Source organism: Pseudaminobacter soli (ex Zhang et al. 2022) (genome assembly GCF_014595955.1).
In the GTDB taxonomy this organism is placed as follows: Bacteria; Pseudomonadota; Alphaproteobacteria; order Rhizobiales; family Rhizobiaceae; genus Kumtagia; species Kumtagia pseudosoli.
Genome location: NZ_JABVCF010000031.1, coordinates 1 through 14,231, shown reverse-complemented (window position 1 = coordinate 14,231; position 14,231 = coordinate 1). Strand labels below are relative to the sequence as shown.

Below are 14,231 nucleotides of genomic sequence, written 5' to 3'. Positions count from 1 at the left end.
GGCGCTCACCGTCGCCCTACAATAAGGGGGTCAAAATTGGACGCCGATCAGGGGTCAGTTTTGCGCGCCGATTGACAGCGTGCGACATCTTGCCATGGTTCTCTCTTCGAAAACCCGACAGGACCGGTCAATTCCTCACCCGATGTGTCCATCCTCAGGAGTGCACTCCACTACGGCGAAATTGCACGCCGATTCACACCGGCCGGAAGGGATTCGGCGTATTGTCTCAATTCGTCGACTAGGACGAGCGTGCGCTTGCCGCTCTTTCTCGGGGTCAACTTTTGCTCCCGGAATAGCGCGTAGAGCGAAGAGCGACCGATCCCTAACATCTGGGCCGCCTCCGGAATGCTGACTGCAAGCTTTGTCATGTCTCTTCTCCGTGCTGGATGCACTGGAACCCAAGTGCGTACGGAGGCTACTGCCGACTGGCACGGCATTGAAGCAGATTTATGGAAAACAGTCCATAAGTTCAATAGCTTAGAAACAGCATGCAACCGAATGAAACGTCCTGAAACGTGAGGCCTTGCTGCAGTTCACGAAGGGACCAGGTTGTATCTCGGTCTTCGCCGGTTTCGACGTCGAAAAAATTGTGGCACAGCGCCGCCCCGCTGGCTTCGCGCGGTTGCGCCAACGCCGGCCTGCCGCGATGTTTCGCTCAGTGCGTATGCACCCATCAACAACATCTTCAAGCGGCGATCTTGTTTTACGTCCGGCAGATGTTCATCGACTTGCGCAAACGAAGCATCGCGGACCCCACGGTCGCGGTCCTCGCCCGAGCAATGATCTCGTTATTCAGGTTTCTGATGCGCTCTCGGTGGGCCGGAGCTACGCGAAGATTGCTAGTGCCCCGCTCTCTCATGAGATTACCTGGGATGCAGAACTCTCCGCCGCAGCCGCGCTGTGCGTCGCCCGCCTGCTGGAACAGAGATCCGATTTTTGCGCATCAGCGCGAAAGGTCACGCTCGCGCAGGCGGCCGAGTTTTGGTTGCAGAATAAGGATTGGTGCGAGCAGCATGGACGCGTGGGCGGAGCTGCACATGGGGCGCGGGCGAGCGCGCTTCAGGCTGGGGCGTCTGCGCTTGATGCCGGCACATTCGATCGGGCGCGGCGCGTCTTCTCGCCGATTGCGCTCTGCCGCTGAGCGGCGATCCTGTCACCGACTGGAACGCATCACGCACCGCGCTTGGCGGGTACAAGGACCTAAAGGAGATCGCCCAGCAGTCACGCATGGTCGGCATGACGACCGCCGGCGACCCGATCGCTCGCGCTCTGAGCGATATGTGGGCGGCATCCGGCAACTATTCCGGCTCTTATCGCGCCGTTGCGGCAAGCCGCGTTGCCTCTTGCAATCTAAACAAGCGCAGCCGGCACTCCACAGGAGGCTTCCGCGGGACGCTTAAGTCGCGAAACCTTTCACATCTCCAATCTTAACTCGCGATTGTTATCGTTGTCCCACATTCCAGTGCTGGCAGGAACCCGGCTTGGACAATCGACGAACGCGGTATGGTGACCTTCGGACTCTGATCGGCAATCCTGCTTCCAGATATTAGCTGTGGACCGGAAGGTCGCCATTTCCTTGATCTGGTGTTTGCAGATCGCTCTGATCGAGGACAATCGTCCATCGACCATTCAACTCAGTTTCACCCGGATGCCTCTGCCCGCCACTCGCATTGAAAGACCTGCACTGGTTGGGGAAAGCCCTTCAAGCTCTTGTAGCCACAGTCAACAAAGCGAGCGTCTTCCGCACATTCCATCCGTATAGAACTTGCGACGAGAATCTGGTCCGAGTTGGCGGCGCTGCACACCCGAGAGGCGCGTTGCACAGTTGCCCCGAACAGGTCACGACTGTCCTCAACAGGCTCACCGCAATCCAGTCCGATGCGAATGTGGATCGGCTCTGAAGCCGCTCGGTTGTATCGCTCAAAGGACTGCTGGATTGTCCGGGCACACTCGACCGCTGCCAGGGTCGAGTCAAACGCGGCCATGATGCCATCTCCCAGGTGCTTGACCTCACGACCGTCGCACCGGGCCAGGGCGCGGTGGACCAAAGCATCATGGGCTCGCACAAGCTCGGTTGCGACTGCATCTCCAAGCCGTGCCGGCATCTCCATCGATTCGACGATGTCGGTGAACATGATCGCCCGATGAGCGGGGCCCACCATGCGTGGACGGGCCTGTTGGCAGAGGATCGCTAATGCGGCCCAGGAATGCCTCGACAGCCGAGAGGGACACATCGATGACTTCCCCGGCGACGTGTCCGTGAGCTTCACGATGGACCTGCTGGGCGGTTTCCTTATCGGGAGCGTCGATCAGGCAGAAAGTGGTTCCCCGATCCTCGTCAAACCAATAGGTGAGGAACTTGACCCCATAGTGATCCTGAAGCGCCAAGTCCTTCAGGTGCGCCTCAGCGACTTCCGTGGCGCTTGTTCCCTTCATGTCATGGCGGTCAAGGAAGATGGGCATGAGCGCCCTCCACAATCCTGCGATAGACATCGGACTGGGCCGGAGCGGCTTGGCTGAGGTGGAATTGGCAAGCTGGCACCGAACAGGAAAAAGCCTCTGCCTGTTAAAATGCCGTGTCAAGAATTGCGACTGGGTGTTCGCCACACGACTACGAGAGGGGTTGGCGGGCGCAGAGCAAAGGTGCCTCCTGGCCCTGTCAGGTCGCCCCGTTAGGAAATGGCGAGTATCTGGATGGCGGCATCGCCAGCCGCCTACCAGCGCCGTTTCGAACTGGCCGATCACGTCCGGCTTGAAGGGCCCGCCTCGTCGACTGCATGCTGACGGTCAATCTCAAGCGCCAGTTTCCTGATGAGATGAAGCTACGCTCAGCACTAGGCGGATCAGAATTCTCGCTCAGCCGGGCTTCAGCAACGCACCGTAGTGGTTATCGTGCGGATGCGGTAGCTCATGGAGGCGCTGCCGGATCGCTTCTGCCAAATTAGCCCTGTTTATGAACCTTGAACTCGATCTCAGAAACAGAGGTCATATTCAAGCCTAATTCAATAACCTTGAATATGGCGCTGGTATTCCCGGATTGCGAGCGTTGGACGGGTTTGCCTAGCTGTGATCGCGAAACCGCCATGGCCTTTGACAAGCATCCCGCGGTTGCGCGTTCCAGAATGCCACGAGTGGGTGTGAGACTGCATTCTTACTCCCGAATTCACCAGTATTCACCTGCTTGACTCCAATGTTGCAACTCATGATGCTGCATGCTCACAAATGATGTCAGCGGAGCCGGTTATGGCCGACGACGAGCTAGCTGAATCGGAAACAACCAAAGAGGCACGCGCAAAGGTGGAAACGCCTGAAGTGCAAAAGCAAACCAAGCGCGCCAAGTCTCCATCGGGACCACCGCGCCGTAAGAAATCCTCTGATCTAATCTCAGCCACTCAGGCGAACGGAGCCAGGCAAAGACAGCACTCCGAAGCCGAGCGCGCTCAAAAGATCAGTCAGATTGAGGAGGCAATAAGCGGCGGAGCCACGCTGAAGGACGCTTCAAAGCAGGCCGGCATCTCAACACAGACTTATTATCACTGGAAGAAGGCTGCACCGCCTGCGGCGAATGGCGATGAACTCAAAGATCTCCTCGCGCTTGAGCAAGAGAATAAGCGCCTTAAGACCCTGCTTGCCGAACGCCTTCGGAAGGAAAATGCGGAACTAAGGAGAAAGCTCGGGATGGACTGACCCAGCAGCCGTTGGGTTAGAATCCTAATTGGGGGCTGCGGTGGTCCTTTGGCAGGCGAGCGCTATGGAGCAGTCCTGGCCGCGACCTTAGCCGGATCCTCGATGTCTCACGGCTTTGTCTCCTGACCCGGGCTGTACACAACGTCACCAGCCTTGAAATCCGTTATTGTTCGCGGTGTAGAACTTGCCTGCAGCCCGGCTCTCCCTAGAGGTGACGGAATCGGTCCTCATAACAATCAGGAGAAGGCAGTTCGCCTGCATTCGGCGCTCAGGGTTCGCTTCTCGTTCGATGATTTCGGTACCGGTTACTTGTTACTCAGCTTCTGGCCGCAATTCGGGGGTGGAAAGCGGAAGGACAGCTTTTGGGCGGGCATAGCAAGCAAGCGGACGTTCGATCAGCGAACACGATCTACAGCTTCGCCCTTCTCGGGCATCCAGGCAAATGTTGCCCATACCGCATAGCGGACATTGCTGCTTCGCTCGCGGAACGACCGCGTTGCGCCCCAATAGCAGACGTTCGCTAACGGACAGGTCCCGAAAAACGCCGTCCCAGCCTTGAGACCCAACCGAAATGGCGGACCAACCGGAACAGGCGTTTCGCAAGGCTCTGCTCGGAACACAGCCTACGGCGGCAGACGACTCGCGGGTTGCCGACAGGAGGTCAGATTGCTGCCCCAGCCGACTTGGGGCAGACTTGTCGGATGTCACAACCTGATTTTGAGCGGAGCGTCTCGGTCAAACTGCTTCACCCCGAGCACGGAAATGCCGTGTTCTCCGCAATACTCGAACGGGATCCGCACTTCCTACACTGGAACCGGATGTCGCTAATCGGAAATCACGATGACTATCAGCGCTTCTTGCCAATCAGCAGGTCGCATCTGGAGTGGGAGCTCTACGACAACCCTGACTGGCCGAAATGGGGAGACAATCAGTTTGAGCAACGAACATTCGGTACGGCCACCTTAACTCATAGTGGGAGGGCGGGCGGCATTTCAATTTCCGCCGACGGCATCCAGAAATTCGCCGGCCTGTCAATTCACAGACATGTCGAGACATCGTCGATATCGGCTGGCAAGCTATCTGCCGTGTACACGTTTCTTCAACGGCCACCCACCTGGTACGTCTATCGTGAAAGACAAACCGACTCGCTGTCCGTGCGCGGGGAGTGGCGAAGCGTGCCATCGCTCGGGTTGAAGCTGCGGTTGCTCACCACCGGATACCGGCGGAAAGATTCGAGGGTTTCGCGGGAAGTCGAGCTCATTGAGATTCCCGGTGTCGAAATTCAACCCGTTGCAGACATGCCATCGGGGGCCTTTGTCACGTCCGCTGAGAATCTGTGGTTCAGCATTCGAATCTTACTAATGTACCGGTTCCAGCAATCCGTGACGCCCTTGACTGAGCACGTTTGCACGACGGAAAAGATCACGACGACGTGGCACCGGGCCGAGGTAGAGCCCAGGCAAGGTTCCGACCCCTTTGACTCCGTAGATTTCTTTGGGCGCGTAGACGACTACCTAGCCCAAGCGGCTGCACGGCTCGCGACGTGTCCTGATCAAAGGGGCCTGCTCCATGCGGCTGCATGGGGCTACGCCGCTTCTTTCAGCACTACAGTCCTGGATGCGCAGCTCACCGACCGCGTCGAAGCGATTGAGCGGCTCGTGGCTGTTTACGAAATGACATCCGGTCTGGACCGCGACCGCGTCAGTCGCGAAAAATGGAAGCCGATCAAATCGGCGCTCAAGAAAGCGGTCGACGACTGTAACATTGATGAGGAATTGGCCGGCCACATAAAGCGGGGGCTAGCCTCATCGCCACCCCTGACTCTCCAAGAGCGTATCGAGCGGATGGCTGCCGGGTATTCCAACCAATGGAACAAGGACGACCGAGACCTGCTCGAAGCGCTCGACAACATGATCGCCGCGCGCAACGCAATCGTGCATGGCCGACTGGTCGACGATATCGACCGGCTTGCGATGGCACGGTTGAGGGCGCAGGTGATCTTCGAGAAGCTGTTCATGAGTTTCGTTGGCTGCCTGGAGTACCAGTCGTCAGGGTATACACGCTCGCGTATTGTCGCCTACGAGCGGCGGCTGGCAGGGATTGACCAAGAGTAGAACAGAACAATGGTTTGGCCACGTTCAGGGTGGTAACGCCAAGTGGCTCGCGTCGCCGCTACGGGGGAAAGATCATTCTCCTTAGTCAACCACGAACTGAACGGCCTGCCGCACGTCCCCGACGCCCCCAGCTACCGTCTGCAGATCCGCGTTAGTGCGGGCTTGGCCACCGACGCTGTTGGTCAGCATCTTTCACGGCCGCTCAAGGCAACGGGTGCCAGCGACGGGCAATTCTAGCACTGTTGCCTTGCAGAACCTGGCGCCGCTTCAGACGCCCGCGAGATTAGGCACCCTACTCAGCCGTTGAGGGAAACTTTGCCGCTGCTATAATCAAGCCGGACGTTGCGGGGCGATCTGCGAGTGAGCTAAAGAGGGGGGCCACGGGCGACCGGCTGAGATGTCAGGATGACGTGGCTCGGTATCCATGCCACCATACTCGTCTCGCAGTTCGTCTATCATTTCGAGGCAGAGCACTGCGAAGAAGGCTATGTCCAGCTGGTCTGACGCAGATAGCTCAAACAACGCACGGCGCAGCGCGGTGGCATCCACCGGTACCAATTCGTATGCATTCCCATCCGGGCTGACAGGATCCTTACGATAGGTTAGCTCCCTCAACGTGCTATGAAGCCGCCTTTTTGCGACCGCCCGACCGACGGGGTCGTTCACTAACGCGAGAAATGAGTTGGCGCTTCCAAACTCTGAAATCACGGCAGCTAAGAACGCCTTCTGGGAATCATTTGTTGCTTCTTTGAAGTGTGCGATCAGTCGTTCCTCACCCCCGTGCGCCTTTTTCATTGATGTCGCAACTTCACCCGGCAGCTGATAACCACCAGACTTTATGTCGGCCGCGTTGCCATATTTACCCGCCGCAACGGCCTCCAGCAGTTCAAGAGAGCTTGCGCCCCACTGAGCGAGAAGTGAACGGTACCAATCGTACTCGCGAAGAACACCAGGTTCTTTCTTCGCCAATGATGACAGCATCTCCACTGCGTTTTCCCCTGGCATTCTGCCGATTGCCTGAAGAAGGCCCCTCAGATGCCATGGTCTCATGTGGGGGATACGAACTTGAACCAACGCGAGAGCGTCGAGAACCTTAAGCGGTTCATCGGAGAACGGGAAAAGCTCCAGCCATTTGAAGACCTCTGAGTTGTCTTTCCCGAGCAGCCATGACTGCTCCTCGCCTTCAGCAAATAACTGATGCAACACCTTCATCAAGCTGTCGACTTCGACAGTGAGGCCGCCGACTACCATTCGGGTCATCAGGTCACGCTTTGCACGAGCCGGGACGTTCGCGGTAACTATACCATGTAGAAGTTCTTGCTTATCGCCGTGAGGCATCGTGACCGCAATGCCAGCCAATGCTGCAGCCCTGGAAAGTTCGCGGATACCAGCATCACCGGAGATGATTTTGGCCGCAGCTGCAAATATCGCTTCAGAAGCATCCGTCGTTGCCGTTGGATTCGCTTTGCGCCTTGCATGGTTCGCGAGCGCTAGACCGAAGTCAGGCCACGATCGAAAAGGTCTGCTATCCTTTTCTTGCCCGCCGACCTCCTTGTCCCAAATTTGCCTGAGCGCAACGGCGGCTTCCTCGGCGAAATCTAGGTCGTCGAGGTATCCAACAAGCAGCTCTTTGACCTCATCAGTACCAACAGCGGCAAGCGCGTCGCGGTACGTCCAAGTGTAGGAATGTGAAACATCAGGAGAAATGCTTCCTCTTTGTCGGTTCCCGCGCCACTCCTCTTTTGATGCGCGCCAGCGCGTCAAATCTTCGTTTAGCATCCTTGAAACGGGCGCAAACTGCGAAGGGTCCGGCAACCGTTTCATGGCCCGCACCACTTCATCGAAGTGGTGACGCGTTACGGAAGATGAGGAGAGGAGGTTCTCGGCCCATCTGTTCATGACCGCAACCACCTGAGCGCGCAGGTTGGGGTCTAACGTAAGTTCACCTTGGTTGGGGTCGCTGCCATGGCGGGCTACGAGACGGCCAAGCTCCGCAACTACATCTGGATCGCTTTCATCGCCGAAGGAGCGGATTGCTTCAAAGAATGCTGGAGAACGTGTCACAGCAATCAAGTCCTGCTGTGACCGCAGTCGCTCGTATTCACCTTCTGTGGGGCGCCGGTCCAACGCTTTGATCTCCATCCAGCGTCGGATGCATTCTTCCACTATCGCTTTTACGGTGCGCGAGCCGACAACGCGTGCCGCTTCGTTGCGCCGTTCCTGATCAACTTCATCCTTCAGAACCAACTGTGCAATCGGTCCGTCGTCTTGGTCCGGAACGGTCGATAAAAAGTCGTCGGGTCGCCAAGGCAGCGGTAGCCCTTCTGCAAGGCGCTGTCTCATCGCCTCTCCCACTGCGCTAGGTACTCTCTCTTGGGCACGGGAAAATAACCAACCAGCATTGTCGGCTTGGAAGTCGAATCCGGGGTCAGCAAGTAATTCGGTTACCCGATCATGCGGCACCGGTTCCAATTCTATCAACGCACGCAGCGTTAGCTCGGGTCGCGCCGCTTCGTTAAGCAGCTCGTCTTCAATAGCTCGAAGCCGTGCTGCTACCTCTCCGTCGGAGATTTTTCGCGCGTATCCGCGCGCAGCCACCTGCTTCCAGACGTCATCGCTGGCAGATCGCAGCAATTCCAAGGCCTGCCGCTCTGCGAGGCGGAACATCAATGCATCAAAAACTTGGCCCTGAATTATGGTGCTGTCATCACGTTTAGCCAGGTCGGCGACCAATTCGAGCGCGGTTACATCGCCTTCATAGGCGAGCCCGGAAAGAAGTCGCTCGCGGGTTGCCTCATCCAATGAGGTGAGGCCACGCTGTAGATAGTCGCCGAGGACGCTTATTTTGAATAGTGTGCCTGTACGGAGCGCGGGCAATTGGACTTGCGAGTCACTGCTTGTCACAAGCGGCCAAATGTCATCGGCAAACTCCGGCCGTCCGGTGGCGACCATGAAACTCAGGCCACGATCTACCCGGCCCGGTCGATGCCATTGTCGCGCAAGCGATTGTATTGCTTCACCAGCTTTGTCCCACACACCTGACGCGCTGCGAGCAAGAATTGCCGCCGCAAACAGCGGATCGATCTGAAGGCAGGTTGTAATGGCAGTAGCAACTGCTGCGACGCCGTCATTCTCTCGGCGAGACAACCTTTCAGCGGCGAAGAGTACCGCCTCTTCCCATGCCCGGTTGTTGAGAACTGCTACTGCGAACTCGTCCGTTAAGCCCAGTCCCGTTCGGTGGGCATCCAGCATCTTCCTCTCGACTTCTTGTGAGGCATACCATTCCTGGAATTGCTGGTGCTGGAAAGAAACTCCCAAGGAAGCGATGCTCTCCAGGGTGTGCGTATTTACCAATACCTCCAGTACTGATTTCGGCTGGTGAACTGACGAGAGTTGCCCTTTTTCAACCAAGCGATCTTCAACGGTCTTCACCACCGAGAACGCCTTCGCTTCTGCTATGGTCGTATTCGCTGCAGTCGTGGCTTCTACCGCCAACCCTTCAAGTATCTTCGAATGCTGTCCATGCAGCTCTTGGTCGAGTATCTCAGCGCGCTCAGGGACACTTTCGTGCTTGTCGACGAAGCGTCGAAGAATTTCTTCCTTTGTTTCCGGTAACCCATTGTCCCCGGAAATCTCCATGAGGACGCTCAAATAAAGTGGGATACCTGTCAGGTCGCGCAAGCCAGGCGTGCGCCAAGCATGATCGAGCACTTTCTCGCCAGCATGCCCCTTGAGCGCCCGAGCAACGACGAATTGCTGTTTTTCCGAAAGCGGGCGGATTCGTACCTGTGGCCCTGTGACCGGTACCTCACGGGCCTGCTGCCTCGTGCTCATGCACACCAGCGAAAGCGGATAGTCGCGGCGAAGCCCTTTTAGCTGGTTTAGAAGCTTCTTGCGTCCTTCACCCTCCAGTTCGTTCCATCCATCAAGCAATAAGGCGAGCTCACCGTGATGGGCGAGGAACTTCAGGTGTTCTGGGCGGATGCCGAGGAATGCATTCCTGTTGGCCGTCCAGGCAAACAAATTCCCGCCATCATATGCCCATTCCGCTAGTGGGATCAGTAAGGGTACAGGGCCGCCTTCATTCAGCTTCCTGCCGAGCTGGACAAGAGTGGTGCTCTTGCCAGTCCCGGGAGGAGCCACGATAGACACCTCTCCGGCGGCCTGTAATGCCGGGCCTAGCCGATCAACATTGAAAATGCCGGCTTTGTCCTGGGGCAGTTGGGCCTCCAAGCTCAGCTTGACTGTGTGTACGGGCCATTCAGGGAGGGATTCAAAGGCGTCGAGATGCTTCGATGCTGATTTTTGCAAACGTCGCTTTACATTGAGCAGGTCATCTTCCGCAGGAAGAGCCAGAGAGGCTGCCAACTCCTTGAGTTCGTCAATCAGTTCAGGGCCGAGATTGACCGTCCGTGCTAAACCTCCAGTCGTCAGTTGTTCAAAGGCTCGTGCCTCCGCATTACGTTTCCACTGGCGGAGCAGTTCAACGGTGAAATGTTCCTCGTCATGGTCAACTTGATGGGCGTGATCACGGCACAACCAAATACCGTTGGAAAAGCTGCGCCGCTCTTCGGAACTAAGCGATGCATCATATCGTGGGCCGCCAGGCGACGCTGCCGTGATATGAGCCGCCTCTCCCAACTTGACTACCCCATCGGATCCCTTTTTGGGTCCGACTGTCGGCTTCGGACAATCCGGTTTCGAGCATAGCCATCCCACCCTCTGAGCGAGCAGAAGCTTGGTTCTTTCTGTAAAATCGTTACCGTCGCGACCCATGATGCATCAAATGACATTTTGCTATTTTGCGTGCCGCCGATAAATAAGCGTACAGTATCGGCATCTCCAGAAGTCGCTCACCAGGTGCAGCAATCTAAGGGCGAATCTTCAGGCTGTGAGCGTCACATTTTGGGCGTACTAGAGACTTCGGTCCAGTTGGTTTGAATCGCTGCTTTCACTTTTTGAACACCAAAAGCGGCCAGTCTGCTCCCGGCTCCCCTTTCGGGCAAAGTTTGCCTGGCAGCTTCGCGCCCGATTTCAGCCGTCTCACTCAGTTTTCGCTTCATCTGGATGGCTTCCGCTCCCGTGACGGCATTCTGATGCCTGGATGAGGTGCTGCAGCAACCACACGTTACAGGAGCCAAACGCCATGCAAGTGACCACCGTCGGCCTCGATCTGGCCAAGAGCGTCTTGCTTCGAACAAGGCTGTCCGCGTCTCACCGTCACCGTCCTTCGTTATGCGATCGACCCTGTCGACTTCACCGGACTGGTATCGTCGGGAGGACCCGCCCCATCTTATTGATCACAATAATATGTACCCAAGCTGGGGCTTCTTCTTCGATGGCCCTTTCAGGGTTCACCGAGACGCATCCGGCGGTAAGCCCTTGAGCGGGAGGGGTGCGCCTTGGAAAAACGACCGTGTGGCTGCACGAACAGCGGGCGTCGGGCGTGGATATCTGCATTCGGCGCGCGAAGACCTCGCTGCCTTCCTGAAGGGCTGAAAGCCCAGTCGAGCTGTTCGAAAAGCCATCGTGCGGGAGATCGCCTGCACGCATGACAATGCGTGCAGGCAATCCCTATATACTGGCCCTGTATACTGGCTGACAACCCGAGCTGAGGAGGTGCGGATGAGTATCGCCAACGAACGCGCAGTGCTTGCCGGCGGTTGCTTTTGGGGAATGCAGGTGTCCTGCGCGAGCTTTCGCATTACTGTATCAGAGGCCTGATGAACGGCAGCTGCGTGCCGATGGCAGTGGCCGCTGTTGGGAACTATCCGACGCGGCGGCTTTCCTCACGCCGGGATAGCGACGGATCAAATCACCGCTCCGATGACACTATCCGATAGCCGTTAACGAGCATCGGGATTGCAGATCGAAAACAAACGTCATTTAACTATAGTAAGCCTGAAAACATCTGCGATTTAAGCGCTCCGTGGAGCTCTCGAATCGAACAGGTTCCCTTCGGATCATAACTTTCCCGAAGGTCGAGTTAGGTAACTTGGTCAGGTTCGCTCCCACCACCATCGTCTGCCATCCGGCTTTTGACTTCTCGGATAGCCGATTCCAGTGCCTCGCCCTCCAAAGTCTCCAGTCAGGAGGCGGTCAGCCAGATACTCGATTGCCTTTCCGTACCGGACGACGATGTTTTGTGCGCCTACGGAAGCACTTTTGAGACGCCTATAGACTGGCTCTGCGATGCTGGGGTTGAGAGCCAGTAAAGCATACCGGGGACCGAACGACAGCTTTCGGGAAACGACAGCCGGTCGTGGAACGGCCGAGATGCGGTCGGAATGTCAATCGGCGCACAAAACTGACCCCTGATCGGCGTCCAATTTTGACCCCCTTGTAGGGCGCGACGGTGAGCGCCTGACCGGGTGGATCTGGTCTGGGTTGCGCAGCCCGGTCGGGCGCGTTGGTTGAGCTCTCCGGCTTTAGCTTTGAGAGCGGTTCTTGAAGCGCCAGGATTCGTTGCCCGTCTCGATGATCTCGCAGTGATGGGTGAGCCGATCGAGCAGCGCGGTCGTCATCTTGGCGTCGCCGAACACCGCAGGCCATTCGCCGAAGGCGAGATTGGTGGTGACGATGATCGAGGTGCGTTCGTAGAGCCGGCTGATCAGATGGAAGAGGAGTTGGCCGCCGGCCTGGGCAAAGGGGAGATAGCCGAACTCGTCGAGCACCACGAAGTCGAGACGGGTGAGGTAGTCGGCGATGCGCCCCTGCTTTCCGCTGCGATGCTCGGTCTCGAGGCGATTGACCAGATCGACGACGTTGAAGAAGCGGCCGCGTGCGCCGCTGCGGATGAGCGCGCGGGCGATTGCGATCGCCAGGTGCGACTTGCCGGTTCCTGTGCCGCCGATGAGGACGGCGTTGCGCTGGTCGGCGACGAAGGCGCCGGTGGCGAGATCGCGGACCAGGGCCTCGTTGACCGGCGTGTCGGCGAAGTCGAAGTCGTCGATGTCCTTGGCCAGCGGCAGCTTGGCGACGGTGAGCTGGTATTTGATCGAACGGGCCTGCTTCTCGGCGATCTCCGCAGCGAGCAGGTCACCGACGACCCTCGGCGGCTCGTGCTGGCGCTTGATGGCGGTGGCCATGATCTCGTCGTAGGCGCTGCGCATCCCGTAGAGCTTCAGCGTTCCCATCAGGTCCAGAACCTCGGTTCGTTCCATCAGCTTGCCCCCCTAGGCTGTCGTAGCGGGCGCAGTCGGCCTGCGGCTCGTGGCGCAGTCGCAGTGCGTCGGGTGTGAGGATGGTGACGGCCGGCGCCGGATCGCGCCGGCGGGCGAGGATGTTGAGGATGACGGCCGCCGAAGAGACGTTCTCGGCGAGCGCCTGCTGGCAGGCAGCTTCGACGGCATCGAGACCGTCGGAGAGCACCGCCGCCAGGATCGCCACCATCTGCCGGTCGCCATCGGCGGCAGCCTTCAACCGGCGGCGCACCCGCTCCATCGCCGGCGGCAGTTCCCATCCCTGGAACGGCGCGCCGTTGCGCAGGGCCCCGGGCTTGCGCGCCAGCACCGGGACATAGTGCCATGGATTGTAGACCGTCTGGTTGCGGCCGAACGAGCGGTCATGCTCGCCCACGATCGCCCCGTCCTGACGAATGACGATGCGGGTGGCGTAGGCCTGGATCTCGACCGGCCTCCCGACCGCGGTCGACAGCACCGAGTATTTGTTGCTGTCGAACCGCACGGTGCAGGTCTTCGTCACCGAGGCGGGCACCGTATGGAAGCCGTCGAAGGGGCCGCGATAGTCGACGAGCTTACCGCGCTCCTCCTCGAACACCTCCCAGATCGTGCGCTCCGGCTGGTCGACATGGCGGTGGGCCTTGGCGTAGGCGACGCACTTGTCGAGCAGCCAGGCATTCAGTTCCTCGTAGCTCTTGAAGCGCAGCCGCGGCGTGAAGAAGCGCTCGCGCACCAGGCCGACCTGGTTCTCGACCTGACCCTTCTCCCACCCTGAGGCCGGCGTGCAGGCGACGGGCTGCACCAGATAGTGGCTGCACATCTGCAGGAACCGGCGATTGTATTGACGGTCCTTGCCGACAAAGACCGTCTCAACCGCCGTCTTCATGTTGTCGTAGATGCCGCGCGTGCAGGCCCCGCCGAAGAAGGCGAAGGCCCGATCGTGGGCGTCGAACACCATCTCCTGCGTCTCGCGCGGATAGGCCCTGACGAACATCATGCGGCTGTGACAGAGGCGGACATGGGCGACGTTCACGGTCACGGTGACGCCGTTGATCAGGACGATCTCGTGGCTCCAGTCAAACTGGTAGGCGTCACCCGCCGGATAGAACAGCGGCACGTAGGCCTCGGCCATCGCCGCACCGCGAGCCTTCTCCCGGCTCTTTGCGTAGCGGCGGATCGCGTCGTAGCTGCCCTCGTAGCCCAGCGCCCGCAGTTCCTCATAGATGCGGATCAGCGTCAGGCGCTCGCG

The 14,231-nt window shown here is 58.4% G+C and carries 8 protein-coding genes and 1 pseudogene; 3 read left to right on the top strand and 6 right to left on the bottom strand.

The window, feature by feature from the left end; translation table 11 throughout:
* Positions 1-170: 170 nt before the first annotated feature.
* Complete coding sequence (locus HUI96_RS30430; protein ID WP_188258114.1) at positions 171-368, bottom strand: helix-turn-helix domain-containing protein; 198 nt, start codon at positions 366-368, stop codon at positions 171-173.
* 155 nt (positions 369-523) lie between these two features.
* Here HUI96_RS30430 and HUI96_RS28685 point away from each other — a divergent pair, with 155 nt between their 5' ends.
* Positions 524-1,141, top strand: a complete 618-nt coding sequence (locus HUI96_RS28685; protein ID WP_188258113.1) for a hypothetical protein — start codon at positions 524-526, stop codon at positions 1,139-1,141.
* A 499-nt stretch (positions 1,142-1,640) separates the two neighbouring features.
* Here the strand turns inward: HUI96_RS28685 and HUI96_RS28680 are convergent.
* Positions 1,641-2,463, bottom strand: a pseudogene (locus HUI96_RS28680) (nickel-binding protein).
* 780 nt (positions 2,464-3,243) lie between these two features.
* Here HUI96_RS28680 and HUI96_RS28675 point away from each other — a divergent pair.
* Positions 3,244-3,687, top strand: a complete 444-nt coding sequence (locus HUI96_RS28675; RefSeq protein ID WP_188258112.1) for a transposase — start codon at positions 3,244-3,246, stop codon at positions 3,685-3,687.
* A 701-nt stretch (positions 3,688-4,388) separates the two neighbouring features.
* The gene (locus tag HUI96_RS28670) at positions 4,389-5,801 is read left to right on the top strand and encodes a hypothetical protein (RefSeq protein WP_188258111.1); all 1,413 of its coding nucleotides are present in this window, start codon (positions 4,389-4,391) and stop codon (positions 5,799-5,801) included.
* A gap of 330 nt (positions 5,802-6,131) precedes the next feature.
* On the opposite strand, the gene HUI96_RS28665 is transcribed toward HUI96_RS28670, so the two are convergent.
* The 4 genes from HUI96_RS28665 to istA form a co-directional block, all read right to left on the bottom strand.
* Positions 6,132-10,442, bottom strand: coding sequence for an NACHT domain-containing protein (locus HUI96_RS28665; protein ID WP_188258110.1), 4,311 nt, complete (start codon positions 10,440-10,442; stop codon positions 6,132-6,134).
* A 257-nt stretch (positions 10,443-10,699) separates the two neighbouring features.
* Positions 10,700-10,864 carry a hypothetical protein gene (locus tag HUI96_RS28660; RefSeq protein ID WP_188258109.1) on the bottom strand — a complete coding sequence of 55 codons (165 nt, stop codon included), beginning with the start codon at positions 10,862-10,864 and terminating at the stop codon, positions 10,700-10,702.
* A 1,365-nt stretch (positions 10,865-12,229) separates the two neighbouring features.
* The gene (gene istB / locus HUI96_RS28655; protein ID WP_210320371.1) at positions 12,230-12,937 is read right to left on the bottom strand and encodes an IS21-like element helper ATPase IstB; all 708 of its coding nucleotides are present in this window, start codon (positions 12,935-12,937) and stop codon (positions 12,230-12,232) included.
* Positions 12,840-14,231: IS21 family transposase (istA, locus tag HUI96_RS28650; protein ID WP_188258108.1), on the bottom strand; the 1,392-nt coding region annotated here is incomplete at its 5' end. The genes istA and istB, both read right to left, overlap by 98 nt.

Coding starts and splice junctions, on each gene's coding strand:
- HUI96_RS28660 (WP_188258109.1), bottom strand. CDS start 10,864: ATGAAGCGAAAACTGAGTGAGACGGCTGAAATCGGGCGCGAAGCTGCC.
- HUI96_RS30430 (WP_188258114.1), bottom strand. CDS start 368: ATGACAAAGCTTGCAGTCAGCATTCCGGAGGCGGCCCAGATGTTAGGG.
- HUI96_RS28670 (WP_188258111.1), top strand. CDS start 4,389: ATGTCACAACCTGATTTTGAGCGGAGCGTCTCGGTCAAACTGCTTCAC.
- istB (WP_210320371.1), bottom strand. CDS start 12,937: ATGGGAACGCTGAAGCTCTACGGGATGCGCAGCGCCTACGACGAGATC.
- HUI96_RS28675 (WP_188258112.1), top strand. CDS start 3,244: ATGGCCGACGACGAGCTAGCTGAATCGGAAACAACCAAAGAGGCACGC.